This is a genomic window from Stenotrophomonas sp. YJH_SMC_91 (assembly GCF_059368495.1).
This window is the reverse complement of sequence record NZ_JCAFRT010000005.1, coordinates 146,655-171,870: the sequence shown is the minus strand read 5'-3', so window position 1 is coordinate 171,870 and position 25,216 is coordinate 146,655. Positions and strand designations below refer to the sequence as shown.

Annotated in this window: 20 protein-coding genes; 9 read left to right on the top strand and 11 right to left on the bottom strand. The window is 67.6% G+C overall.

Annotated features, from left to right (window positions below; genetic code table 11):
• Together AC5P5X_RS09265 and AC5P5X_RS09260 are read right to left on the bottom strand one after the other, a co-directional pair.
• The gene (locus AC5P5X_RS09265) at nt 1–1,887 is read right to left on the bottom strand and encodes an EAL domain-containing protein (protein ID WP_099561825.1); all 1,887 of its coding nucleotides are present in this window, start codon (nt 1,885–1,887) and stop codon (nt 1–3) included.
• Between the two features lie 44 nt (nt 1,888–1,931).
• Complete coding sequence (locus AC5P5X_RS09260; RefSeq protein WP_005411305.1) at nt 1,932–2,549, bottom strand: DUF4126 domain-containing protein; 618 nt, start codon at nt 2,547–2,549, stop codon at nt 1,932–1,934.
• Nucleotides 2,550–2,728: 179 nt separating this feature from the next.
• Here AC5P5X_RS09260 and AC5P5X_RS09255 point away from each other — a divergent pair, with 179 nt between their 5' ends.
• The 5 genes from AC5P5X_RS09255 to ampE all read left to right on the top strand — a co-directional run bounded on the left by AC5P5X_RS09255 (nt 2,729) and on the right by ampE (nt 6,414).
• Nucleotides 2,729–3,472 carry a DUF6776 family protein gene (locus AC5P5X_RS09255; RefSeq protein ID WP_005411304.1) on the top strand — a complete coding sequence of 248 codons (744 nt, stop codon included), beginning with the start codon at nt 2,729–2,731 and terminating at the stop codon, nt 3,470–3,472.
• A 4-nt stretch (nt 3,473–3,476) separates the two neighbouring features.
• Nucleotides 3,477–3,941, top strand: coding sequence for a bactofilin family protein (locus tag AC5P5X_RS09250; protein WP_024958552.1), 465 nt, complete (start codon nt 3,477–3,479; stop codon nt 3,939–3,941).
• A gap of 31 nt (nt 3,942–3,972) precedes the next feature.
• Nucleotides 3,973–4,365, top strand: coding sequence for an iron-sulfur cluster insertion protein ErpA (gene erpA / locus AC5P5X_RS09245; RefSeq protein WP_005411302.1), 393 nt, complete (start codon nt 3,973–3,975; stop codon nt 4,363–4,365).
• A gap of 121 nt (nt 4,366–4,486) precedes the next feature.
• Nucleotides 4,487–5,392 carry an NAD(+) diphosphatase gene (nudC, locus tag AC5P5X_RS09240; RefSeq protein ID WP_005414687.1) on the top strand — a complete coding sequence of 302 codons (906 nt, stop codon included), beginning with the start codon at nt 4,487–4,489 and terminating at the stop codon, nt 5,390–5,392.
• A 134-nt stretch (nt 5,393–5,526) separates the two neighbouring features.
• A complete protein-coding gene (ampE, locus tag AC5P5X_RS09235) occupies nt 5,527–6,414 on the top strand; it encodes a regulatory signaling modulator protein AmpE (protein WP_005414686.1) in 888 nt (295 codons plus the stop codon).
• Between the two features lie 559 nt (nt 6,415–6,973).
• Here the strand turns inward: ampE and AC5P5X_RS09230 are convergent.
• From AC5P5X_RS09230 to AC5P5X_RS09190, 9 genes are all read right to left on the bottom strand, one after another.
• Entirely contained in the window at nt 6,974–7,399 is a 426-nt protein-coding gene (locus AC5P5X_RS09230) for a DUF2752 domain-containing protein (protein ID WP_005411299.1), read from the bottom strand.
• 43 nt (nt 7,400–7,442) lie between these two features.
• Nucleotides 7,443–7,721, bottom strand: a complete 279-nt coding sequence (locus AC5P5X_RS09225) for a CD225/dispanin family protein (protein WP_005411298.1) — start codon at nt 7,719–7,721, stop codon at nt 7,443–7,445.
• Nucleotides 7,722–7,755: 34 nt separating this feature from the next.
• Complete coding sequence (locus tag AC5P5X_RS09220) at nt 7,756–8,043, bottom strand: CD225/dispanin family protein (RefSeq protein WP_005411297.1); 288 nt, start codon at nt 8,041–8,043, stop codon at nt 7,756–7,758.
• A gap of 182 nt (nt 8,044–8,225) precedes the next feature.
• Nucleotides 8,226–10,115, bottom strand: coding sequence for an MFS transporter (locus AC5P5X_RS09215; protein ID WP_111189652.1), 1,890 nt, complete (start codon nt 10,113–10,115; stop codon nt 8,226–8,228).
• A gap of 84 nt (nt 10,116–10,199) precedes the next feature.
• Nucleotides 10,200–10,994, bottom strand: coding sequence for an SDR family NAD(P)-dependent oxidoreductase (locus tag AC5P5X_RS09210; protein ID WP_012481431.1), 795 nt, complete (start codon nt 10,992–10,994; stop codon nt 10,200–10,202).
• A 156-nt stretch (nt 10,995–11,150) separates the two neighbouring features.
• Nucleotides 11,151–13,328, bottom strand: a complete 2,178-nt coding sequence (gene yccS, locus AC5P5X_RS09205; protein WP_111189651.1) for a YccS family putative transporter — start codon at nt 13,326–13,328, stop codon at nt 11,151–11,153.
• A 168-nt stretch (nt 13,329–13,496) separates the two neighbouring features.
• Nucleotides 13,497–16,619: an efflux RND transporter permease subunit gene (locus AC5P5X_RS09200; RefSeq protein WP_005411292.1), complete on the bottom strand. Its 3,123-nt coding sequence runs from the start codon at nt 16,617–16,619 to the stop codon at nt 13,497–13,499.
• A gap of 31 nt (nt 16,620–16,650) precedes the next feature.
• Nucleotides 16,651–19,884 (bottom strand): efflux RND transporter permease subunit, encoded by a 3,234-nt coding sequence (locus AC5P5X_RS09195; RefSeq protein ID WP_111189650.1) that lies wholly within the window; start codon nt 19,882–19,884, stop codon nt 16,651–16,653.
• Nucleotides 19,885–19,958: 74 nt separating this feature from the next.
• Nucleotides 19,959–21,203, bottom strand: a complete 1,245-nt coding sequence (locus tag AC5P5X_RS09190; RefSeq protein ID WP_043034293.1) for an efflux RND transporter periplasmic adaptor subunit — start codon at nt 21,201–21,203, stop codon at nt 19,959–19,961.
• 188 nt (nt 21,204–21,391) lie between these two features.
• On the opposite strand from AC5P5X_RS09190, the gene AC5P5X_RS09185 reads away from it, so the two are divergent.
• The 4 genes from AC5P5X_RS09185 to AC5P5X_RS09170 all read left to right on the top strand — a co-directional run bounded on the left by AC5P5X_RS09185 (nt 21,392) and on the right by AC5P5X_RS09170 (nt 25,195).
• Complete coding sequence (locus tag AC5P5X_RS09185; RefSeq protein ID WP_005414678.1) at nt 21,392–22,711, top strand: M20 family metallopeptidase; 1,320 nt, start codon at nt 21,392–21,394, stop codon at nt 22,709–22,711.
• A 528-nt stretch (nt 22,712–23,239) separates the two neighbouring features.
• On the top strand, nt 23,240–24,058 hold the full coding sequence (gene queF / locus AC5P5X_RS09180) for an NADPH-dependent 7-cyano-7-deazaguanine reductase QueF (RefSeq protein WP_012481425.1): 819 nt from the start codon (nt 23,240–23,242) through the stop codon (nt 24,056–24,058).
• A gap of 285 nt (nt 24,059–24,343) precedes the next feature.
• Nucleotides 24,344–24,637, top strand: coding sequence for a LysM peptidoglycan-binding domain-containing protein (locus AC5P5X_RS09175; protein WP_005411287.1), 294 nt, complete (start codon nt 24,344–24,346; stop codon nt 24,635–24,637).
• Between the two features lie 45 nt (nt 24,638–24,682).
• A complete protein-coding gene (locus AC5P5X_RS09170; protein ID WP_005411286.1) occupies nt 24,683–25,195 on the top strand; it encodes a hypothetical protein in 513 nt (170 codons plus the stop codon).
• Nucleotides 25,196–25,216: the final 21 nt, after the last annotated feature.

The following is a 25,216-nucleotide window of genomic DNA, read 5'->3' as shown; positions in this document are numbered from 1 at the left end:
TCAGAGCACCGCGTTGTGGAAGTCGAAGTTCAGATCGCTGCCGGCCGACTGCACCATGTTGCCCTGGATGTAGTCGACACCGCCCACCCACATCGCGGCGGCGGCCTGCGGATCTTCGATCTGCTGGCCGATGATCTGCTGCCCGGCGGCGTGCGCCCGCTCGATTGCCCGGCGCAGCTCTTCGCGCGTGGCCGGATTGGAATGACTGCTGGAGAAGCGCGCGGCCATGCGCACGAACGACAACGGCAGCTGGGTCAGCAGCGCATCGGCTTCGCCCCCGGGTTCGAACTGGCTCAGGCAGAAGCGCACGCCGACGCCGGCCATGCGCTGGCAGAACTGCTGTAGCGGCACGGTATGGATCAGCGCGTCGGGCAGGCGGACGTCGATCACCAGCGCGCTGCCGGGCAGGTCGCGCTGCTGCAGCGATTCCAGCAGCCAATCCGCGAACGCATCGCGTTGCAGGGTGCGCAGCGACTGCGAAACGAACAGGTTCAATGGTTGCGTCGCGTGCCGGTAAAGGTCGAGAAGGCCCAGTGCATGGTCCATCACCTGCTGGTCGAGATCGGCGATGCGCCCGGCAGCCTCTGCGGCCGGAATCACCTGGCCTGCCGCCAGCAGCGTACCGTCGGCCTGGCGAAGGCGCAGCAGCAGCTGGTACTGCGCGGTGTTGCCGCCGGCGACGGCGACGATCGGCTGGTAGGCCAGCTCAAGCTGGCCTTCCAGCAGTGCCAGGTGTTCCTGCTCGCTGGTCACGTCGCGGTGCACGTGGCCGGCCACGCCGGCGCTGAGCAACCGTGCCTGCAGGGTGGTGCGCTCGACTGCCTCCAGCGCGCTGTTGGCATCGTCGAAGCCCGGCGACAGCGGTGCATAGCCGACCACGCCCCGCAGATGCACCGATTCGTCATCGCGGATCACGAAGGCCCGCGCCGACAACTGCTCGCGCAGCGCAGCGGCAATGCTTTCCAGGCTGTCCTCGCTGACATTGCGCGCAAGCAGCAGGAAGCTGTTGTCGTTCAGGCGCGCCAGCAGGTGCGGGTGGCCGGCTTCTGCCAGGCGTTGCCCGGCCTGCACCATCAGGCGCTCGAAGGCGGCATAGCCATAGCGCTCGCGCAGGCCCAATGCGCTGGATATCTCGACGAACAGCACGCCGCCCTGGTCGCGGTGGGCGAGCGCGGCGTTGAGCTGCTGCAGCACGTGATGCCGCGTCGGCAGCCCGGTTTCCGGATTGCTGGTGGCCGGGGTGCCGGATACGCCGGGCAGGGTTGCGGCCTGCGCCCGCGCACGGCGGATGCGGTTGGCCACGGCGGCGATCAGGTGGCGCGGGCGGATCGGCTTGCTCAGGTAGTCGTCGGCGCCACTGTCGAGCACCTCGAACTGGCGTTCCGGGTCCGGGTCGCCGCTGAGGAACACGATGGGCAGCAGCTGCAGGCCGGGCTGCTGGCGGATCAGCGCGGTCAGCCGCATGCCGTCCAGACCGGGCAGGTGCAGGTCCATCAGGATCAGGTCGGGGCGATGTTCCTTGATCGCCTGCAGCGCACCGTCGGCATCGCTGTGCACGATCGCCTGCATGCCGGCGCCATGCAGCACGCTCTGTGCGAACAGTGCCTGGGCGCGATCATCCTCGACGATCAGCACGCGGTAGGGCGAATCGGAATGCAGCGGTGCCGGGTCATTGCCGCCGGCCTCGGCCAGCAGGGATGGGCCGGGCAGCGGCGGCGGTGCGCTGCCGATCGATGCGGGTGCGTCGGAGGCGGCCAGCGGCGGAACCGCTGCCGGCGCTGCGGCGACGGCGCTCGCCGGTTCAGCGGTCCAGCGTTGCCAATGATCGGCCGGAGGGGTTTCAGCGCGTCCCGGGCGGGCGCCCGCGGGGGATTCGTTTGCGGCCATCGGTGCTCCTGGTGTTCGCGTCCATTATGCGACAAGCCCGGCGATCAACCGGTGCCGGGCTGGCGTGGACTGTCGGGCGATGCACTGCGTGCCAGCCAGCGCACGCCCTTCCACAGGGTGCGCCAGACCAGCCACACCAGCAGCGCGCCCGCCAGGCTGCAGGCCAGCACCACGATCAGCGCGATCCATGGGTGTGCCAGGGCCAGGGCCAGACCACCGACCACCACGGTGTCCTCGGCGGCGGAGGCCACCCAGTTGCTGGCAGGCTCGGGCGAGGTATTGAGCAGGGCGCGGGTGCCTGCCTTCAGGCCGTGGCTGGCCAGCGCGACACCTGCACCGGCAGCAAGTGCGCCGGTGCCCAGCTGCCCATCCGGCGACAGCGTGGCTGCGGCAAGGAAGGCACCTGCGGGTACACGTGCCAGGGTCTGCACCAGATCCCACGCCGAGTCGACGCCGGGAATCTTGTCGGCGAAGAATTCGGTCACCGCCAGCGCCGCCGAGGTGCCCAGCACCCACCACGATTCAGTGGCCTGCAGGGCCGGTGGCAGGTCGACCCAGCCGAGCAGGCCGGCCAGGCCGACACCGAATACGGTGAGGTAGACGCGGATGCCGGCCAGCCAGGCCAGCAGGATGCCGATCACGAACAGGTGGGCTTCGGTCATGGCGATGGTCCGGCGACGGAACTGTGCAGGGGACCACACTATCGACGATGGCATGCCTGAACGCCACAGACCGTGGCTCGCCACTGCGCAGGAAACCCACCCGTCCTGTCATACACTAGCCCGTCGTTTGCCACAGGGGCCGTACCGGTGTCGCCCTCGCGATGCCCCGGAATCCACCCATGACCAACCGTCCTCCCATGCGCGTGCAGGTCCGCCTGCCCGGCGCGCCGCAACCGCCGGCCGACCGCCGCCGCCTGCTGGTGATCGGCGGCATCTGGCTGCTCAGCCTGGTGCTGGCGGTGCTCGGCGGCTGCTGGATGGCCACCCCGCGCGATGCGCAGGGCCAGCGCCTGCAGGCCGCCGAGAAGCGTGCCGAGACGCTGCAGGCGCAGCTGACCGAACTGCGCCAGAAGCAGGCCACGCTGGAAGCCTCCGACCGCATTAGCCGCGCCGCCAACACCGAGGTGCAGTCCTCGCTGGCCGAGCGCGATGAGGAAATCGCCGGCCTGCGTGCCGACGTTGCCTTCTATGAGCGCCTGGTGGGTTCGACCAGCCAGCGCAAGGGCCTGAACACCCATTCGATCGAGTTCAGCCCGGAAGCGGCCGGCACCTGGCAGTACACCGCGGTGCTGACCCAGAACCTCAACCGCGGCGCCATCAGCCAGGGGCAGATGCGCTTCACCGTGGAAGGCGTCAAGAACGGCAAGCTGGCCACGATCAGCTGGGATGATCTGCACCAGCGCAGCAAGGTACCGGGACAGGATTACTCGTTCCGGTACTTCCAGCAGCTCACCGGCAGCGTGATGCTGCCGGCTGACTTCACCCCGCAACGCGTGCGGGTGACATTGGGGAGTGGTACGGGGGGTACCACCCAGGTATTCGACTGGAAACAGGCCGGTGCGCCGGCCAGCAAAGGGGAGTAGGCAGATGTTCGGAAGCAGCAAATCCAACCGTGAAGGCCAGCTGGTGGTGGATGCCCTGATCGGCAACCAGGTGGTGATCCGCGGTGATGTGGAATTCAGTGGTGGCCTGTACGTGGAAGGCCGCATCCATGGCAAGGTGATCGCCGCCGAAGGCGCCAGTGGCGCGACCCTGACGGTCGCCGAGCATGGCGTGATCGAGGGCGAGATCCGTGCCCAGGTGGTGGTCATCAGTGGCCGCCTGGACGGCGACGTGCACGCCAGCGAGAAAGTCGAACTGACCCCGAGCGCGCGGGTCAACGGCAACGTCCATTACCAGGTGGTGGAGATGAATGCGGGCGCCCAGCTGAACGGTCGCCTGATCCATGCCAGCGCCCCGATGGCCGCCCTGCCGGCCCCGGAAGCTGATGAGGCCAATGGCGGCAAGGGTGACACCGCCGCGCGCCGCAAGCTGGCCGAGGCGATGGCTTGAAAGCCATCGTCGGCACCCCCATGCTGACACCATGAGCACGCTAGTCTCCCTGCCCGGCGCCACCCCGGCCGCCGCGCCCGATTACCAGTCGCTGGAGCGCCCGCTGAACTTCACCGAGTCGGCGGCCGCCAAGGTCAAATCCCTGATCCAGGAAGAGGGCAACCCCGACCTGGCCCTGCGCGTGTACATCGAAGGTGGTGGCTGTTCGGGTTTCCAGTACGGGTTCGAGTTCGACGAGAACCGTGCCGAGGACGATCTGGCGGTACAGACCAGCGGGGTGACCCTACTGGTCGACCCGTTGAGCCTGCAGTACCTGATGGGCGCCGAGGTGGACTACACCGAGAGCCTGACCGGTGCACAGTTCGTGATCCGCAACCCGAACGCAAAGACCACCTGCGGCTGCGGCAGCAGTTTCAGCATGTAGGCGGGGCGCGGGGCCTGCGTCCCGCGCGACAAGGTGTGTGGAGCACAAGCTCCACACCCACAGACGGCTTCGGCAAAGCCCGCGGCTTGCCACCCGCATCGATTGGCGGCACGCTTGCAGGATGCCCAATACTCCTTCGCCGCTTTCCGGTTTCGCCTTCGTGGGCGAACCGCTGGAGCGCGCCGATGCCCTGCGCGAAGATGCCGATGCACTGGCGCGCCTGTGGCCGGGCGCGCACATTCTGGTGCTCGATCAGGACGGCAGCGCCTTCACCGGCGATGACGACCAGCCGCTGGCGCTGACCGGCGCCGACATCGGCGGCGGTCCCGGCTCCGCGATCTTCCTCGGCCTGCGCGGGGAACAAGCGTGGTTCTCGGTTGAAGCCGCCAGCGTCACCGTCACCGCACCACGTCGCCTCGACCTGCGCCAGGCCGCGCTGCTGTGGTCGGTGGCTGATGCGACCGCTTTCAGCTACGCACGTGGCATGTCCTACTGGCACTCGCGCACCCGTTTCTGCGGGGTATGCGGTGGTGCCGTGGCGTTCGCCCGTGGCGGCTTCGTGGGGCGTTGCGCGCAGTGTTCCACCGAGCACTATCCGCGTGTCGACCCCGCTGTGATCGTGGCGGTTGAAAACCAGGGCCGCCTGCTGCTCGGCCGCCAGTCGAACTGGGCGCCACGTCGCTACTCGGTGCTGGCCGGCTTCGTCGAACCGGGCGAGACCTTCGAGCAGACCGTGGTACGCGAAGTCCACGAAGAGAGCAAAGTGCGGGTGACCGCTTGCCAGTATCTGGGCTCGCAGCCGTGGCCGTTCCCGGGCGCACTGATGGTCGGCTTCCGGGCGCAGGCGCAGGATGACCTGCCGACCGTGGACGGCGAGCTGGAAGACGCGCGCTGGTTCAGTGCCGACGAGGTCGGCGCGGCGCTGGCGCGCGATGTGGAGGACGATGGCCAGGGCATCCGCCTGTCGCCGCCGATCTCGATTTCGCGCGGCCTGATCGAGCACTGGTACCGGCAGCAGAAGGGCTGAGGCGGGCCGGCTGGGGTGATTGCATTGCCGCCACCTGAACACGGCACGGGTTACAGTCCGGTTCACCGCTGAGGGCGCCGCTGCGACAGGTAAGGTAGCGGCGCCGAGCGTTCTGTTTCGTAGGGAGACCTGCCATGTTCACCACTCTGGCCGCCGTGCTGGTGGCACTGGCCCTGGGCCATGTTGCTCCGGCCGCTGCTGCCTCGCTGCGCCGTTTCGACGGTTTCCGGCGTTGGCTGGGCTGGCTGGATGCGCGTGGTGGCAAGGCTTGGCAGGGACCGGCCGGCGTTGCCTTGGCCCTGCTGCCGCCGCTGTTGCTGATGGCGCTGCTGGCGTGGCTGTTGCGCGGGGTGCTGTTCGGCCTGCCGTCGCTGCTGCTGGGCGTGGCGGTGCTGGCCTGGTGCTGGGGCCCGCGTGACCTGGACCGCGATATCGAGGCCATCATCGATGCCGATGATGCGGCGACGCGGCAGGCTGCAGTGCGCAACCTGCAGTCGGCCGGCGGCAGCCTGCGCGAGGACATTCCGTCGCTGGTCGAGGCGACGGTGCTCAACGCACTGCGGCGCTGGTTCGCGGTGCTGTTCTGGTTCCTGTTGCTGGGCCCGGCTGGCGCGCTCGGTTACCGGCTGCTGGCGCTGATGGCGGAAAGCCCGATGCGTGCCCGCGTGCCGGTGGAGCCGCTGGCGCTGGCGCAGCGGCTGCTGGGCTGGATCGAGTGGCCGGTGGCACAGCTGATGGCGTTCTCGATGGCGCTGGTGGGCAACTTCGATACGGCGTGGAAGGCGTGGCGCCAGGCCCATGGGGAGCGCCTGACCGGCAATACCGGGTTCCTGGGTGCGGTGGCGCGGGCCAGCGTCAACGCCGAACTGCGCGAGGATGCGCACGACTACACCGAGGCGGGGCTGTTGCCGGTGTGGCAGCGGTTGCCGGACCTGCGTGATGCGATGAGCCTGGTGTGGCGGATGCTGCTGCTGTGGCTGGCGATCCTCGCCCTGCTGGTGATTGCAGGCTGGGTGACGTAGGTGTTTTGGCAGGGCTTGCAGCCCTGCACCTGCAGAGGCAACAGAGCAACAGCAACAGCGACAGCTGGATTGCTGCGGGTTGGCGGGGTGGGTCGGATGGCGGGGGACGCCGTGAATCCGTCCATGGAGGCTTGGTCGCCGCTTGCTCGTGTGCGCTGTCCTGCGCACACGGCAAGACCCGGGTTGGGCGTCCTGCCCAACCCGCCCGAGGCATGCCTCGGGCCCATGCGGCTCACACCCCCGCCATCCAACCCACCCCGCCTTCGACAGTTTTCCGCGCACGGACGTTCTCCAGAGCCGAGCCATGCTTGGCTCCGAGCGAGCGTAGCGAAGCGATCCGCTTCTGCTTTTGATCTTCTCTTTCTTTTCCGTGGTGGACGCGCACGGAAACTGTCCGTGGCCGGGCGGGTGGGCTGCGCAGGGGCGTGAGCCGCATGGATGCGGCGACCGAGCTTACATGGACGTACTCGCAGCGACCCCTGCGCAGTCCACCCGCCCGGCCTATCCCATGACCGACAAACGCCGCCCACCACGAGGGGCTGCGCCGTTGGCTGGAAACCTAGATCGGTGCCAGTGCAGTGAACGGTGCCCACGGCAGGTTGCGCAGCAGCGCATACCCGGGCAGCACCCAGAGCCAGAACACAGGATTGGCCAGCACCCGCATCAGCGGGTCGAGCACGCGAGGGCGAATGCCGGCGATGTTCAGCAGCATCAGCAACAGGAACGGCAGGCTGATGACCAGCAGCGGGTTCATCGCCATCGCGCCGGGCAGGTCGAAGTGGACCAGGGAATACAGGCAGCGCGTGCTGCCACAGCCCGGGCAGTACAGGCCGGTCAGGGCGTACAGCGGGCAGCTCGGCAGTGGATTGCCGGCGACATACGGATTGACGTTGCGCAGCACCACCGTGGCACCCACGGCCAGGCCGGCGGAAGCCAGCAGCGGTGCCCAGCGGGCGAGTCGGGAACGAGCGGGAAGCGCGGACATGCAACAACGGATCCGGCGCAGGCGCCGGATCCGTCCAGGCGTATCAGTAGCCGCTGTTGCTCATCGCGCCCATGCCGCCGAGCACGACGAAGAACAGCACGTACAGCACGACCAGCACGGCCCAGGCAATGGCCGACCAGATGGCCCACTTCTTGGCCTTGGCGGCGGAGTCCTGGGCGCCGGCGATGTCGCCAGCGGCCAGCTTGCCGTTGACCTGTGCGGCGTAGACGATCGACACGATGCCGGCCGGCAGGCAGCAGAACAGGGTGGTCAGGATGGCCCAGACCAGGTTGTTCGGGACCTGCGGAGTAGCGGTATTCATGGGTTCAAGCTCCTTGATGGGTGGTGGTGGTGAATCATTGGTCGGAAAGAGCGCCCAGTACGGCCAAGCCGCCGAACAGCCCGAGCCACAACAGCAACAGGACCGGCAGGGCCACGGCCGAAGCCACTGCCCACCAGCCCGCCTTGCGCGACGCGCTGTAGGCCCCCGGCAGATCGCCAGCCGCGCGGCGGCCATCGACCTGGGAGGCATAGACGATCGACACCACGCCCAACGGCAGGCAGCAGAACAGCGTCGTCAGGATCGCCCAGACCAGATGGTTGGGGATGTAGACCGGACGGCTGAGCGGTGGTGGTTGATTCAAAGCGAGACTCCATTCCTTGGTGGCCGGCCTTGGTGAATCGGCCGAACCTCCCCCCTGTGGGTGCGTAATCTACCGCAACCGGCGTTGCATGTATGCGTTTACACGCACGGCATGTCGTGTTCGCCACTGGACGGTGGCGTATGCGGGGGAGGTTGCCGGGCCTGCTTGTCAGTCCGATTCTGTCAGGCGTGATCGCCGCGCAGGGCCCGCACCTGGGCTTCCAGCGCCTGGGCGTTGGTGGTGTGGCCGTCCATGGACGGTGCCGCCACCACCTCGACGGTGGCTCGGAAACGGCGCGGCACCCGCATGCGGCCGAGGCGGCTGTCGCGCCGGCTCCACATGCTCGACCACATGCCGCGCAGGGCCATCGGCACCACCGGCACCGGCCGCCGTTCGAGGATCTTCTCGACGCCGGACTTGAACGGGGCGATTGCACCATCCCTGGTCAGTGCGCCTTCCGGGAAGATGCAGACCAGCTCGCCTTCGGCCAACGCGGCGTCGATGTCATCGAACGCGCGCTGCATCAGCGCCGGGTCTTCGCGCGCACCGGCGATCGGGATCGCCTTGGCGGTACGGAAGATCCAGCGCATCACCGGGATGTTGAAGATCCTGTAGTACATGACGAAGCGCACCGGACGCGGAATCGTCGCCGACAGGATCAGTGCGTCCATGTAGCTGACATGGTTGCAGACCAGCAGCGCGGCGCCTTCGTCGGGCACGTTGGCTTCGATGCCGTGCGGGCGCAGCCGGTACAGGGTGCGCACCATCAGCCAGCTGAGGAAGCGCATCAGGAATTCGGGGACGATGGTGAAGATGTAGATCGCCACCAGCGCGTTGGCGATGGCCAGCGCCAGGAACTGCTGCGGGATGGTCCAGTGCAGCAGCTTGTGCGCGGCCAGCGACAACAGGGCTGCGCCGACGATGAAGCCGGAATTCTGGATGTTCAGTGCGGCGAACACGCGCGACATCTGCGCCTTCGGCGTGCGGCTCTGGATCAGCGCGAACAATGGCACCACGAAGATACCGGTGAACAGGCCGATGCCGATCAGGTCGATGACGATGCGGATGCTGCCGGGTTGCTGCAGGAACGTGCCGACGGTCAGTCCGTGCGCGGTCGCCTCGCCGCTGCGGGCGAAGTACAGGTCAAGCAGGAAGGCGGTCATGCCGAACGCACCCAGCGGAACCAGGCCGATTTCCACCGTGCGTGCCGACAGCTTTTCGCACAGCAGCGAGCCGACGCCGGTGCCGACCGAGAACAGGGCCAGCGCGAAGATGTACAGGGTTGGTTCGCCGCCGAGGTTGGTCACCGCATAGGCCGGCAGCTGCGAGGTCAGCACGGTGCCGACGAACCAGAACCAGGACACGCCCAGGATTGAATTGCGCACCGCCTTCTGCTGGCGCGCCATGCGCAGCACCGCCAGCGATTCCGGCAGCGGGTTCCAGTTGATCTTCAGGTCCGGGTCGCCGGCATCGACCTTGGGAATCAGCCGCGCGGCGATGTTGCCGCAGATCGCCAGCGCGATGATCGCGCACGCGGCCACCACCGTGCCATGGCTGCCGGCCACGGTGAACACCAGGCCGCCGACGATCATGCCGGACAGGATCGACATCGAGGTGCCCATCTCGACCAGGCCGTTGCCGCCGGTCAGCTCTTCGGGCTTGAGCACCGAGGGCAGCACCGAGTACTTCACCGGGCCGAACAGGGTTGACTGCATGCCGGTGCAGAACAAGGCGACCAGCAGCACCGGCAGGCTCTGGGTGAGGAAGCCGGTGGCCGCCAGCGACATGATCACGATCTCCATGGTGGTGGTGATCACGATCAGTCGCGATTTTTCCAGTTTGTCGGCGATCTGCCCGGCCAGTGCCGAGAACAGGAAGTACGGCAGGATGAAGATGGCCGGTGCCAGCGTGGCGTACAGCCCCAGTTCTTCCTCCGGCACGGCCATGAACAGCAACATGCTGATGATCGCCTGCCGGTACACGTTGTCGTTGAACGCACCGAGCGCCTGGACCACGAAGAACGGCAGGAAACGGCGCTGGCGCAGCAGGGCGAACTGGTTGTGACCGGACATGGAACCTCCTTGACCGGCGCAGCCTAGCATTCCTGCCTATCCGCTGTGGGTGCGGACCGTTGGTCCGCACACCTGTCGATGGTCTCAGACGATATCGTCGACCACGCCGCCATCCACGCGCAGTGCCGCACCGGAGGTGGCCGAAGCCTGCGGCGAGGCCAGGTACACCACCATGTTGGCTACTTCCTCGACCGTGGCGGTGCGCTGGATCACCGAAGACGGCCGGTGTGCCATCACGAACTCGCGGCCGATCTGCTCCAGCGGCTTGCCGCTGCGCTGGCGTTCATCTTCGAACATCGCCGCGAAACCGTCGGACAGGGTCGGGCCGGGCAGCACCGCGTTGACGGTGACGCCACTGCCGGCCACGCGCTTGGCCAGGCCGCGCGACAGCGACAGCTGCGCGGTCTTGCTGACACCGTAATGGATCATGTCGGCGGGAATGTTGCGTGCCGATTCGGAGGAGATGAACAGCACGCGGCCCCAGCCGGCGTCGACCATCGCCGGCAGCAGTGCCCGCGACAGGCGCACGCCGGACATCACGTTGGTCTGCCAGTAGCGCTCCCAGGTGGCGTCTTCGGTTTCGAAGAAGTCCTCGGGGCCGAAAATGCCGGCGTTGTTGACCAGGATGTCGACCTTGGGCAGGCCGGCCAGCAGCACATCGACACCGGCTGCATCGGAAAGGTCGGCGGCGACGCCGATCACCTCGGCACCCGGAACGGCGGCGAGCAGGCGCTGGCGGGCGCGTTCGACACTGTCGGTGCTGCGGCCGTTGAGAATGACCCGCGCACCCGCCGCGGCAAGACCCTGGGCGATCGCCAGGCCGATGCCGGCGGTGGAAGCGGTAACGAGCGCGGTGCGGCCGGCGAGTTCGATCTTCATGGGGGGAGTCCAGGAGCAGGGGATCACCCAGTATCCGCGCAGGAACGTGATCGGGATGCAGCGCCAGGCGCAACACACGGTTGCACACGGTGCAGTCCATCCACGCCATGCGTGGATGGACTGCGGGTCGCGCCAGGCCCTGCCCGGCGCCGGCCTTCAGGTGAGCGTGCGCACGGCCTCATTGGCCGCCGCCCGCACCTTCGGCAGCATCCGCAGCACCAGCGCCATCTGGGTGCGGATCAACTGCAGCTTCGCCGGCATCGCCTCGTCGATCTGCTCCAGCTCGGCCGCCACCGCGCGATCAGCGTCGTTGTCGTCCTCGTTGACCGGCTGCCGTGCGGTCAGGGCCGAGGCCAGCTGCTGCAGCGCTTTCCGCACGCGGTCACCGGCGGCCAAGGCCAGCGGATCGCCGGCGTAGCTGTCCACCTGGTCGCGGTGTGCACCCAGCGCCGACAAGTGCCCAAGCAGCGTGTTGGAGAGCGCCAGGAAGTGGAAGCCGGCATCCAGGTTGCGGCGCACGTGACCGGGTTCGCGCAGCATGTTCGACAGCGCGGTGGACAGCGCGGCGTCGGCGTTGTGCATGTCGCGGCGGGCGATGCGATAGGCCAGGTCATCGCGCATGCCGCTGCGGTACTGGCCCAGCACCGAATCCAGGTAGCGCGCGGCGGTCTCCAGCACCCGCGCCAGCACAAGGTGCAGCTGGCGGCCCTGCCAGTCGGGCAGGATCAGGAACGCGGCGGCAGCGGCAATCGCGCAGCCCAGCAGCGTGTCGACCATGCGCGGCACGATCAGCACGAAGCCATCGCCGATCAGGTTGAAGCAGGTCAGGGCCATCACCGTGATCGCCGCCGATGCCACCAGGTAGCGGTCGGTGCGGGTGAAGAAGAACAGCAGCGCCGACAGCAGCGCGATCAGCAGTTGCACGTGCAGTTGCGGGAACAACTGCAGCAGCGCCCAGGTGAGCACGAGGCCCGCCACGGTGCCGACGATGCGCTGCGCCAGGCGTTGGCGGGTGGCGCCGAAGTTGGGCCGGCACACGAATACGATGGTCAGCAGCACCCACGAGCCGTTCTGCGCATTGAACAGACGGATCGCGGCGAAACCGGCGATCAGCGCCAATGCCATGCGCAGGCCGTGGCGGAACAGGACCGAGCCGGGCGTGAGCTGCTGGCGCACGCGCACGCCCATCTCGCGTAGGGTATGCGGGTTGCTGTCGCGCAGGCGCGTATCGACATTGTCGAGGCTGGCCTCGGAGCGTTCGGCGTCCAGCAGGCGGCGTTCGATGCTGCGCAGGTTGTGCACCAGCAGGTCCAGCGAACCCAGCAGTCGCTGCCACTGCGGGCGCTGCTGGTCGCGCAGGTAGGCCAGCGCATCGGCCAGGTCGCGCCCGGCCTGCTGGTTGGTTTCGCCATACACGAACGGGCGGCACAGGCGGATCGCCTCGCCCAGGCGCGCGCAGGCCTGGCCCTGAAGATCGAGCAGGCGCTGGCAGCGGTACAGCACGTCGCTGTGGAAGAACGCATCGACCAGGGCGCCGTACGGGTAGTGCGAGGAACTGGCGCGCTCGTGGAAATCCTGTGCCATGTAATAGAGGCGCAGGTACAGGCCGGAGTTCACGCCCGGCCGCCCGGAACGGCCGAAGCGGGCGAGAATCGCGGTCTTGGCCTCGTTCAACGCGCCGACCACGCGCCGGTTCTGCTCGGCCAGGTCGAGCTGGCGGCGTTGCAGGTCGGCCTCACGTACCGGTTCGAACAGGGCGGCCTTCAGCTGCAGGTAGCGGCCCAGCTCGATGTAAAGCCGCGCCACGCGCTCGCGCACCGGTCGGTTGGCGAACAGTGCGGTCCACAGGATCGACAGCAGTCCGTACCAGACGGCGCCCGCCAGCAGGTGGCTGACCGCTTGCAGCGCGGTGTGCAGGTCGCTGGCACCGTGCTGCTCCAGCCCGATCATGGTGTAGATCGCCAGCGTTACCGTGGCCTGGGCGATGGATGCGTAGCGCTCGCCGAGCGCGCCCAGCAGGGTCAGGCAGAAGGTGGACAGTGCCAGCGCGCCGATGAAGATCCACGGCCAGGGGAACAGCCAGATCACCGACGCCGCAGCGATGCAGAAACACAGCAGCGACAGCGCCACCGCCTTGGTCCGGCCCCACCAGTTGTCGTCGGTCTCGGCGATGGCGCTGGCGATGATGCCGAGGAAAACGCCGGGCAGGGCGGTCAGCGCATCCAGCTGCCAGCACACGGCAAGCGCTGCGGTCAGGGCGATGAACACGCGCAGGCCGTAACTGGCCTTCTCGTGGGCCCACAGGCGGCTGAGGCGGGATTGGCGGGCGGGCATGCAGGCTCGGCGGAAGGATCTCCCACCATTATTGCGGGGTGCGCGTGAAATATGGAGGGCGGACCACCGCGGTAGTGCCGGCCGCTGGCCGGCAGATTTGCCGTACCGAGAAAGCCGGCCAGCGGCCGGCTCTACCCTTAGATCCACGCCATGCGTGGATGGGCCGTTCTACGCACGCTGCGCGCGCTTGAGCAGCTTCGCTTCGCGCTTGCGTGCGCGACGTGCCCGCCAGCGTTCGGCCAGGCACGAGAAGATCACGTACAGCGCCGGCGTGCTGAGCAGGGTCAGGCTCTGCGAGAACAGCAGGCCGCCGATCATCGCGATGCCCAGCGGGCGGCGCAGTTCGGAGCCTTCGCCCAGGCCGATCGCCAGCGGCACCGCCGCCAGGATCGCCACCATCGTGGTCATCATGATCGGGCGGAAGCGCACGATGCTGGCCTCGCGCGCGGCATCGCGCGGTGCCAGGCCATGCTCGCGCTGCGCCACCAGCGCGAAGTCGATCATCATGATCGCGTTCTTCTTGACGATGCCGATCAACAGCACCAGCGCGATCATCGAGATCACCGACAACTCGGTGTTGGTGCCGAACAACGCGAGCAGTGCACCCACGCCCGCCGCCGGCAGCGTGGACAGGATGGTGACCGGATGGATCAGGCTCTCGTACAGCATGCCCAGCACCAGGTACACGGTCAGGATCGCGGCAAACACCAGGATCAGCATGTCGCTGGGGTCGGAGTTGAAGCCGAAGCCCGCATCATCGGCCAGGCGGATGTCACCAGGCATGCGCATGCCGGCCACGGTCGCGTCGATGATCGCCTTGGCCTCACCCATGCTCACGTTCGGAGCCAGGTTGTAGCTGAGGTCCATCGTCGTGTACTGGTTCTCGTGGGTGATCTGCGACGGGGCCAGGCCGGGCATCTGCGTGGCCACCGCGGTGATCGGCACCATGTCACCATTGCGCGCACGTACGTACACCTCGTCCAGCGCGGCGGGGGTGGCGGTCTGCGAGGGCAGGGCGTTGACCACCACGCTGTACTGGTTGATGTCCGAATAGATGGTGGAGATCTGGCGCTGGCCGAACGCACCGTACAGCGCACCGTCGATGGCACCCACGGTGATGCCCAGGCGTGCGGCCTTGGCGCGGTCGATCTGGATGTTCTGGCGCAGGCCGGCGTTGTCCACGTCGGTACCGACATCGCGCAGCTTGGGGTTCTTCTTCAGCTCCGCCTGCAGCTTGGGCAGCCATTCCTGCAGCGATGCCAGGTCGTTGCCCTGCAGCGAGATGCGGTACTGCGCGCCCTGGCTGGAACCGCCGCCATCGTTGCTGGGCAGATCCTGGATCGCGCGCAGGCGCAGCTGCAGGTCGGGGTAGCGGTCGGCCTTGGCACTCAGCCGTGCGAGTGCGTGCGCCGTGGTCTCGCGACGGCCATCGCTGCGCGACTTCAGCTCGATGTTGAACTGTGCGCTGGAGCCCTGGCGGCCGCTGCCCAGGCGCACGCCCACGGTCTTCACCGCGGGGTCGGCCATCAGCATGTCGGTGATGCGGCGCTGGCGGGCGACCATGTCCTCGAAGGACACCGTGGCGCTGGAATTGGCGCGGCCCCAGATCAGGCCGGTGTCCTGCGGCGGGAACGCGCCCTTTTTCACCGCGCCGAACAGGAAGACGGTGGCGCCGATCAGGATCAGCGGGGTCAGCGACAGCAGCAGCGCGTGGCGCAGCGAGAAGTCGAGGAAGACCGTGTAGATGCGAAGCATGCGCTCATGGCCGGCATCCAGCCAGCGGCCGAAGCGCGACGGCGGCGCGCTGTGGTCGTGCGCGCTGAGGAACCGGCTGCACAGCGCCGGAGTCAGCGTCAGCGAGACGATCATCGAGACCACGATGGCCGCCACCAGGGTGACGGTGAATTCGCGGAAGAACGCACCCATCATGCCGCTGGCGAACAGGAGCGGGATGAACACCGCCACCAGCGAGGCGGTGATCGAGACGATGGTAAAGCCGATCTCGCGCGCGCCGGTGAGCGCCGCCTGCATCCGCGGCATGCCTTCGTCGAGGTGGCGCATGATGTTCTCGATCACCACGATCGCATCGTCGACCACGAAGCCGATGGCGATCACCAGCGCCAGCAGGCTCAGGTTGTTCAGGGTGAAGCCCATCACGTACATCACCAGCGCGGCACCGGCCAGCGACAGCGGCACGGTCACCGCAGCGATCAGCGTGGGTGCCAGCCGGCGCAGGAACAGCGCCATGGTCAGCACCACCATCGCCAGGCTGATCAGCAGGGTGATCTGCACTTCATGCAGCGACGAGCGGATGGTCGGCGTACGGTCGAAGTACGGCGTCATCGTGGTGCCGGGCTGCAGGTAATCGCGCAGGGTCGGGATCTGCGCCTTGACCCGGTCCACGGTCTCCACGATGTTGGCGCCGGCACGGGTGAACACGTACATCACCACCGCCGGTTTGTGGTCGAACCACGCGGCCTGGTAGGCATCCTGCTGGCCGTCGTAGACGTTGGCGATGTCCTTCAGGCGGATCACCCGGCCATCGCCCTGGGTCTTGACCACCAGGTCGGCGAAGTCGGCGGCACGCGCCACCGAGTCGTTGGCGATGATCGCGGTAGTGGTGTTGCCGTCGCTGAGGAAGCCGGTGGGCGAGGTCACGTTGGCCGCGCGCACGGCGTTGCGCAGGTCGTCGGCGGTCAGGCCGAGCGCGTTCATCAGGCGCAGGTTGACGTCCACACGCACCGCCGGCGTCGAAGCGCCAGCGATGTCGACCGAAGCAACGCCGCTGATCTGGCGGATGCGCTGGGCCAGCAGCGAGTCGGCGACGTTGTACAGCTCGTCGGCCGACTGCGTCTGCGAGGTCAGCGCGATGGCGATGACCGGGTCGTCGTTCGGATTCGCCTTCTGGTACATCGGCGAGCCCATGCCCGAAGGCAGGTCGGCCTGCGCCGAGTTGATCGCGGTCTGCACGTCCAGCGCGGCCGAATCGATGTTGTGGCCGCTCTGGAAGATCATGAACACCAGCGAGCTGCCTTCCGAGCTCGACGAGCGCATGCGGTCGATGCCCGGCAGCTGGCCGAGGTGGCGCTCCAGCGGCGCGGTGACTGTCGAGGCCATGGTCGCTGCATCCGCGCCGGACTGGCTGGCATGCACGAAGATCACCGGGATCTCGATGTTCGGCAGTGCCGATACGCCCAGGCGCAGGTAGCAGATCAGGCCGACCATGAACAGGCCGATGGCCAGCAGCGCGGTGCCGATCGGGCGGCGGATGAAGGGGCCGGACAGGTTCATCGTGCGGCCCACCGCAGCAGCGGGGCGTGGATCATGCCTGCGGCTCCTGCAGCGAACCGTTGCGCAGCGCGCGCTGTTCGCGGCGGCGCGCCAGCCACTCGGAGAAGCGTTCCATGTACAGGTAGATCACCGGCGTCGTGTACAGCGTGACCAGCTGCGACAGCAGCAGGCCGCCGACGATGGCGATGCCCAGCGGGCGGCGCAGCTCCGAGCCGATGCCGGTGCCCAGCGCCAGCGGCAGTGCGCCGAGCATTGCCGCGGCGGTGGTCATCATGATCGGGCGGAAGCGCAGCAGGCAGGCGCGGCGGATCGCTTCATGCGCGTTGGCACCGGCGCGACGCGCCTCGATCGCGAAGTCCACCATCATGATGCCGTTCTTCTTGACGATGCCGATCAACAGCACGATGCCGACGATGCCGTCCACCGACAGGCTCAGCCCGCACAGCATCAGCGCCAGCAGCGCGCCGACGCCGGCCGGTGGCAGCGTGGAGATGATCGTGATCGGGTGGATGTAGCTCTCGTAGAGCACGCCGAGCACGATGTAGATCACCACCAGCGAGGCCAGCAGCAGCCACACCACATCGGTCTGGCTGCCGGTGAATTCGGCGGCCTTGCCGATGAACTCGGCATGCAGGTGTGCCGGCATGTCCAGGCTGTCCTTGGTCTCCTGGATCGCACGCACCGCTTCGGACAGCGAATAGCCCGGCGCCACGTTGAACGAGACCGTCACTGCCGGCAGCTGCTGCTGGTGGCTGACCACCAGCGGCGCACTGCTGACCTTGCCTTCGGCCAGCGCCGACAGCGGGATGATGTTGCCGGCGCCGACCGTGATGCCGGTGTTCTGCGCGCCGATGCCGGTGGCGGTGGACGAGTTGGACGAGGTGACCTGGCCGAAGCTGGTGGCATTGGTGCCGGTCAGCGCGCCGGCGCCGTTGGAAGCCACGGCCAGCTGTTCCATCAGCGCGGTGCTGGTACGGAACTCCGGCGCCACTTCCAGCACAACCCGATACTGGTTGAGTTCGGTGAAGATGGTCGAGATCTGGCGCTGGCCGAACGCATCGTAGAGCGTGTCGTCGATGGTCTGCATCGGCACGCCCAGCACACTGGCCTTGTCGCGGTCGATGTTCAGTTCAAGCGCGCGGCCCTGGTTGGACAGGTTGTTGTCCACGTCGGCCAGTTCCGGGCGCTTGCGCAGCGCTTCGGTCAGGCGCGTGGCCTGCGTGGCCACTTCGGCGCTGTCCACGTCCGACAGCGAGTACTGGTATTCGGTGGCGGCCACGCGGGTATCGAGGGTCACGTCCTGCACCGGTTTCAGGTACAGGGCCACGCCCGGAATACCGGCTACCGCCTTCTGCAGGCGCGGCAGGATCTCATCCAGGCCATCACGCTGGCTGCGCTCCTTCAGCACGATCGACAGCTGGCCCTGGTTGAGCGTGGGGTTCATGCTGCCAGCACCGATGAACGCCGACACGCCGGTCACGTCCGGATCCTGGCGCAGCGCTTCGGCAACCTGCCTTGTGCGCTGTTCCATCTGCGGGAAAGCGATGTTCTGGTCGGCCTGCACCACGCCGGTGATCAGGCCGGTGTCCTGCTCGGGCAGCAGCCCCTTGGGAATCAACACGTACAGCAGCACGGTCAATACCAGCGCGCCACCGGCCACGGCCAGGGTCAGGCGCTGGTGGCCCAGCACCCAGTCCAGGCTGTGCTCGTACAGGCCGACGGTGCGCGTCCACAGGTTCTGTTTGCCGGCCGCCGCTGCGCGCTCATGCGCATCCTCGCCCTCGGGCAGGGCGTCGGGCTTGAGCAGGTAGGCGCACATCATCGGGGTCAGCGTCAGCGAGATCAGCATCGACAGCACCACGGCGATGCTCAGCACCCAGGCGAACTCGTGGAACAGGCGGCCGGTGACGCCGGGCATCAGCAGCAGCGGCAGGAACACCGCCACCAGCGAGACCGTCAGCGACAGCACGGTGAAGCCGATCTGGCGTGCGCCGATCTCGGCCGCTTCCTTGCCACTCTTGCCCTGCTCGATGTAACGAACGATGTTCTCGATCATCACGATCGCATCGTCGACCACGAAGCCGGTGGCCACCACCAGCGCCATCAGCGACAGGTTGTCCAGCGACATGCCGGCAAAGGCCATCACCGCGAAGGTACCGGCCAGCGACAGCGGCACCGCCACCGAGGGAATGATCGTGGCCCACAGCCGGCGCAGGAACACGAAGATCACCGCCACCACCAGGCCGATGGTGAGGATCAGGGTGAACTGCACTTCGTGCACCGAGGCGCGGATGGTCTCGGTGCGGTCGTTGAAGATCTCCAGGTGCACGTCGGTCGGCAGCACGCCCTGCAGCTGCGGCAGGATCGCGCGGATGCGCTCGACGGTCTGCACGATGTTGGCGCCCGGCTGGCGGCGCACTTCCAGCAGCACCGCCGGCTTGCCATCGGCCCAGGCCGCCAGCTGGTCGTTCTCCACGCCGTCGACCACCTCGGCCACGTCGGACAGCCGCACCGGGCGGCCGTTCTTGTAGCTGATGATGGTGTCGCGGTACTCGGCGGCGCTGGCCAGCTGGTCGTTGGTGCCGATGCTGTAGGACTGCGTCTTGCCGTTCAACGAGCCCTTGGGCGCATTGACGTTGGCCTGGGTGAGCGCGCTGCGCAGCTGTTCCAGGGTCAGGCCCATGTTCGACAGCTGCGCCGGATTGACCTGGATGCGCACGGCCGGGCGCACGTTGCCGGCAATCGAGACCAGGCCGACGCCCTGCACCTGCGACAGGCGCTGGGCCAGGATCGAGTCGGCGTAATTGTTGACGTCGCGCAGCGGGCGCGTGTCAGAGGTCAGTTTCAGGGTGACGATGGCCGCGTCGGCCGGGTTCACCCGGTTGTAGACTGGCTGGTAGGGCAGCGACGAGGGCAGGGTGGCCTGGCGGATCGCCGCCTGCACGTCCTGCGCGGCGATGTCGATATCGCGGTCCATCGAGAACTGCAGGATGATCGTCGACAACCCGGCCGACGAGTCCGATGTCATCAGTTCCAGCCCGGAGATCTGCCCGAACTGGCGTTCCAGTGGCGTGGTGACCAGCGAGGCCATGGTGGTGGCGTTGGCGCCGGGGTACTGGGTGGTGACCACCAGGCTGGGCGCATCGATTTCCGGCAGCGCCGACACCGGCAGCTTGCGGTAACCGAGGATGCCCAGCAGCAACAGGCCCGCCATCAACAGCGAGGTAGCGATCGGGCGGCGGATGAAGATCGTCGAAAAGCCCACGGACTGATCCTTGCTGGCACTTCAATGTCGGCGCCGGCGGGTTCGCCGGCGCGAGGGAGAACCGTGGCCTGCGCTCAGCGCGGACCGCCACCGCGACGGCCACCGCCGCCACCGTTCTTCTGTTCGGCCGCCTTCAGCTCGGCCTCGGTTGGTGCGGCCGGGGTTTCGCCCGGCTTCAGTGCGGTGACCTTGCTGCCCGGCTTCAGGCGGAACTGGCCTTCACTGACCACCCGCTCGCCGCCCTTCAGGCCTTCGGCGATCTGCACCTGGCTGTCGCCCACTTCCACGCCGCTGCGCACGGTCTGCATCTTCACCGTGTTGTCGCCCTGCACGACGTAGACGTACTCGCCATCCGGCCCACGCAGCACGGCCTGGGTCGGAATGACCACGCCGCCGGCAATCGTGCGCAGCTGCATGCGCACGTTGACGAACTGGCCCGGCCACAGGCCGTTGTCGGTGTTGTCGAACAGCGCGCGCGCCTTGAAGGTGCCGCTGTCGGCACTGATCAGGTTGTCGACCACGTCCAGCTTGCCGTCGCCGGACAGCACGTGCGAGTCGGCGCGGTCCAGTGCCGCCACCGGCACCGCGCCGGCGGCCTGCGCCTGGCGCACGTCGCCGAGCTGGCGTTCGGGCAGGTTGAACAGGACGTGGATCGGGTGGATCTGGGTCAGGGTGACCAGCGCGGTGCCGGCGTTGACCACGTTGCCCGCGTCGACCGCGCGGATGCCGGCGATGCCGGTGATCGGTGCGGTGACCCTGGTGTACTGCAGCTGCACCTGTGCCGAGCGCATGCTGGCCTCGTTCGCCGCGACTGCGCTTTCGTACTGTGCCACTTGGTTTCGCTGTGTATCCAGATCGGTCTTGGCGACGAACTGGCGGTACTCCGGCGCATTGGAGCGCTGGTAGTTGGAGCGCGCGGTGGCCAGCAGCGCCTCGTTCTGGCGCTTGGCTGCCGCGGCCTGGTCATAGCTGGCCTGGGCGGTGCGTGGATCGATCACTGCCAGCACGTCGCCCTTCTTCACTTCCTGGCCTTCGCGGAAGTTCAGGCTCATCAGCTGGCCACCGACCTGCGGGCTGACGGTGACGGTGTTCATTGCCGTCACGGTACCCAGTGCGCTGGCATACACCGGTACGTCCTGGTGCGTGGCCTCGACCACGGTCACCGGCACCGGGCCGGCATCCGGGTCTTCGCCACCCTGGCGCGCTCCCGCTGCCGGCTTTCCAGCCTTGTCCTTGCCCCCGCCGATGACGCGCAGGCCGACCACGGCCAGCACCAGAACCGCCACGACCAGCAGCACGATCTTCCAAACACGTGACATTACGAGGACTCCAAGAGGGCTGGACGGGGCGCGGCCCCGGTTGGCAATGCGCAAAGCATACCTGTGCCACATCACGTTTCCTGCATGACGGATGGGACGGGCGCTAAGACCGGATCCGGCCGCGGAGGTTCCCGTGGCGGCGGTGTTGCCCTACATTCAGCTGGACCCCTCTTGCTGTGGAGATTGCGATGCGCCGTTCGCTGCTGCTGTCCGCCCTGCTGCTGGCCCTGCCGGCCGTTGCCCACGCCCAGGACGGGCAACGCCCCGAAGTGACCGCCGCTGCCCAGCGCCTGCAGGCCAAGGTGGTTGAATGGCGCCGCGACTTCCATCAGCACCCGGAACTGTCCAACCGCGAGGTGCGCACCTCGGCCGAGGTCGCCAAGCGCCTGCGTGCGATGGGCTTGAAGCCGAAGACCGGCATCGCCCACCACGGCGTGGTGGCGATCATCGAAGGCGGCAAGCCCGGCCCGAAGATCGCGCTGCGTGCGGACATGGACGCGCTGCCGGTGACCGAGCAGACCGGGCTGCCGTTCGCCTCCAAGGCCACCGACCAGTACCGCGGCCAGACCGTGGGCGTGATGCATGCCTGCGGCCATGACGCGCACACCGCTACCCTGCTGGGCGTGGCCGAAGCGCTGGTGTCGATGAAGAAGGACCTGCCGGGCCAGGTGATGCTGATCTTCCAGCCGGCCGAGGAAGGCGCACCGCCGCCGGAAGAGGGCGGTGCCGCGCTGATGCTGAAGGAAGGCCTGTTCGCCGACTTCAAGCCGGAGGCGGTGTTTGGACTGCATGTGTTCTCCAGCGTGCAGGCCGGCCAGATCGCGGTGCGCGGTGGCCCATTGATGGCCGCCTCGGATCGTTTCGGGATCAAGGTGATCGGTCGCCAGACGCACGGCTCGGCACCGTGGAACGGTGTCGACCCGATCGTGGCCACCGCCGATCTGGTCGGCACCGCGCAGACCATCGTCAGCCGCCGCGCCAACCTGTCCAAGCAACCGGCGGTGCTGACCTTCGGTGCGATCAACGGCGGCATCCGCTACAACATCATTCCGGACGAGGTGGAGATGGTCGGCACCATCCGCACCTTCGACGAGGGCATGCGCCAGCAGATCTTCGCCGACCTGCGCAACGTCGCCGAGCACACCGCCGCCGCGCACGGTGCGAAGGCGGTGACCGACATCTACGAATCGGAAGGCAACCCGGCCACGGTGAACGACCCGGCGCTGACCGCGAAGATGCTGCCGAGCCTGCAGGCGGTGGTGGGCAAGGACAACGTGTACGAGCCACCGCTGCAGATGGGCGCGGAGGATTTCTCGCTGTACGCGAAGGAAGTGCCGGGGATGTTCTTCTTCGTTGGTTCCACCAGCGTGGGCATCGACCCGGCGACGGCGCCCGCCAATCATTCGCCGAAGTTCCTGCTGGATGAGAAGGCGCTGGATGTCGGACTGCGCGCGCTGCTGCAGGTGAGCCTGGATTACCTGCACGGTGCCGGCACTCCGGCGGGGTGAGGGTTTCCGGCAGGGCTTGCAGCCCTGCACCCGCTTGGATCAACGGCAACGTCAACGTCAAAAGCGGGCATTCCGTGGGATGGCGGGGTGGGTCCGGTTGAGGGGGACGCCGTAAACCCGTCCATGGGGGCTTGGCCGCGGCATCCATGCCGCGGACACCCCCTCAACCGGACCCAACCCGCCTTCGACAGTTTCCCGCGGCTGTTGGTGCCCGCTGCTGTTGGTGGGTGCCGACCGTTGGTCGGCACGGCGGACGTCATGAATGTCTGAAGGATCGGCTTCTGATTTTGATTTTCCTGATCTTTCCCGTGGTGGCGCGGGAAATTGTCCATGGCCGGGAGGGTGGGTTGGCTGGGGGCGTGAGCCGCATGGATGCGGCGACCGAGCTTACATGGACGTACTTGCAGCGGCCCCCAGCCAACCCACCCTCCCGGCCGACCCCGAGATCGTGCCTGAACCACCACGGAGGGGCTCCGCCGTTGGCCGGCCCGGCCGAAGGCCCGCCGTCCGCGCGATACAATGCCCCCCATGAACACCCCACAGGATTCCAGCCTCGGTCGCGAGGTCAGTTACCCGTCGCAGTACGATCCCGGCCTGCTGTTTCCCATCCCCCGCAGCGGCGCCCGCGCCGAGATCGGCCTCGATGACGCCGCGCTGCCGTTCGTCGGCCATGACCGCTGGCACGCCTTCGAGCTGAGCTGGCTCGACCCGCGTGGCAAGCCGCAGGTGGCCGTGGCCACCGTGCAGGTGCCGTGCACCTCGCCGCGGCTGATCGAATCGAAGTCGTTCAAGCTGTACCTCAACTCCCTCAACAGCACCCGCATCGACAGCGCCGAGGCACTGCGCGCGCGCATCGTGGCGGATCTGTCGGATTGTGCCGGTGCGCCGGTCCAGGTCGAGTTCGGGCTGCCGGGCCTGCGCGAGACGCCGCTCGGTGAATCCATCGACGGGCTGGAGCTGGAGATCGACTGCTACGGCCCGCCGCAGGCGGACTTTCTCTCGGCCAATGCCGGTGAGGTGGTGGAGGAGACCCTGGTCTCGGCACTGCTGAAGTCCAACTGCCCGGTCACCGGCCAGCCGGACTGGGCGACGGTCAGCCTGCGTTACCGCGGGCCGAAGATCGATCGTGCCGGCCTGCTGCGCTATCTGGTGAGCTACCGCGAGCACGCCGAGTTCCACGAGCAGTGCGTTGAGCGGATCTTCAGCGAGGTGTCTGCGCGCTGCCAGCCGCAATGGCTGGAAGTGGAGGCGCGCTATACCCGCCGTGGTGGCCTGGACATCAACCCGTGGCGCGCCAGTCCCGGCATTGCCGCCCCGGCCGCGACCTACCGCGAACTGCGCCAGTAACCGCCGCAGGCGGTTGCCCGTTGTGCCGGGCCATGCCCGGCGAACACCGGCCAGCGGCCGGCACTACCATGATTCGCAGGCGGTTACGGGTAGTGCCGGCCGCTGGCCGGCAATCGGCCAAGGCCGGATCCCCCTGGCACAGCCGGCCAGCGGCCGGCACTACCGGGCACCGTCTCTCCCGATTGTTCAGCCGCCCCCCGGGGCGGCTTCACATCTGCACCATCCCCATTTAACAACCGCCATGGCACCGTGCGAGCCACGTAGTCATGCAGACGGGAGTTGTGGATGAGTACCGAGAAGAAAGCCGATTTCTCCGGCGTCAGCGCCAGCGTCGACAGTACCGCCGAGCAGGTGCCGAAGGCGGACTTCTCCGGCGTGAGCGCTTCGGTGGACAGCACCGCCGAGATCGTCAGCGGCGGCACCTATACCGTGCAGAAGGGTGACTCGCTGTCGAAGATCGCCAAGCAGCATCTGGGCGACGCCAACGCCTGGAAGAAGATCTTCGAAGCCAATCGCGATGTGCTTGACGACCCGGACAAGATCTTCCCGGGCCAGACCCTGAAACTGCCGCCGAAGTAAGCCGGCGATCAAACGCCGTCCGACAATCCCTGGGAGGAACCCCGAATGATCAAGACCACCCCGCTCCAGACCGCCCTGATCGCCGCCCTGTTGGGCAGCGTTGCCTTGGTCGGTTGCAAGAAGAAGGAAGAGTCGACCGACACCAACGCCGCTCCGGCCGCCACGGCTCCGGCCGAGCCGGCAGCGCCGGCACCGATGACCGGTGCACCGCCGCCGATGGCGGAAGCTGCCGCGGTCAGCGTTTCCACCGTCACCGTGGGCAAGACCGCTGCCGCCGACAAATCGGTCGCCCCGGCTGCACTGTTCTCGCCGAAGGATGATGTCATCGTCTCGGTCAAGACCGATGGCGCCGCCAACAACGTCAATGTCGGTGCCAAGCTGACCTTCCAGGACGGCCAGGTGGCCGGCGAACAGACCGCGACCCTGAATGCCAGCGGCGCGGAGACCACCAACGTCACGTTCAAGAATGCAAAGGGCTGGCCGGCCGGCAAGTACCGCGCCGAGGTCACGGTCGATGGCAAGGCGGCTGGAACGCCGCAGGAGTTCGAGGTCAAGTAAGTCCTGCCGACTCTCTCCCGG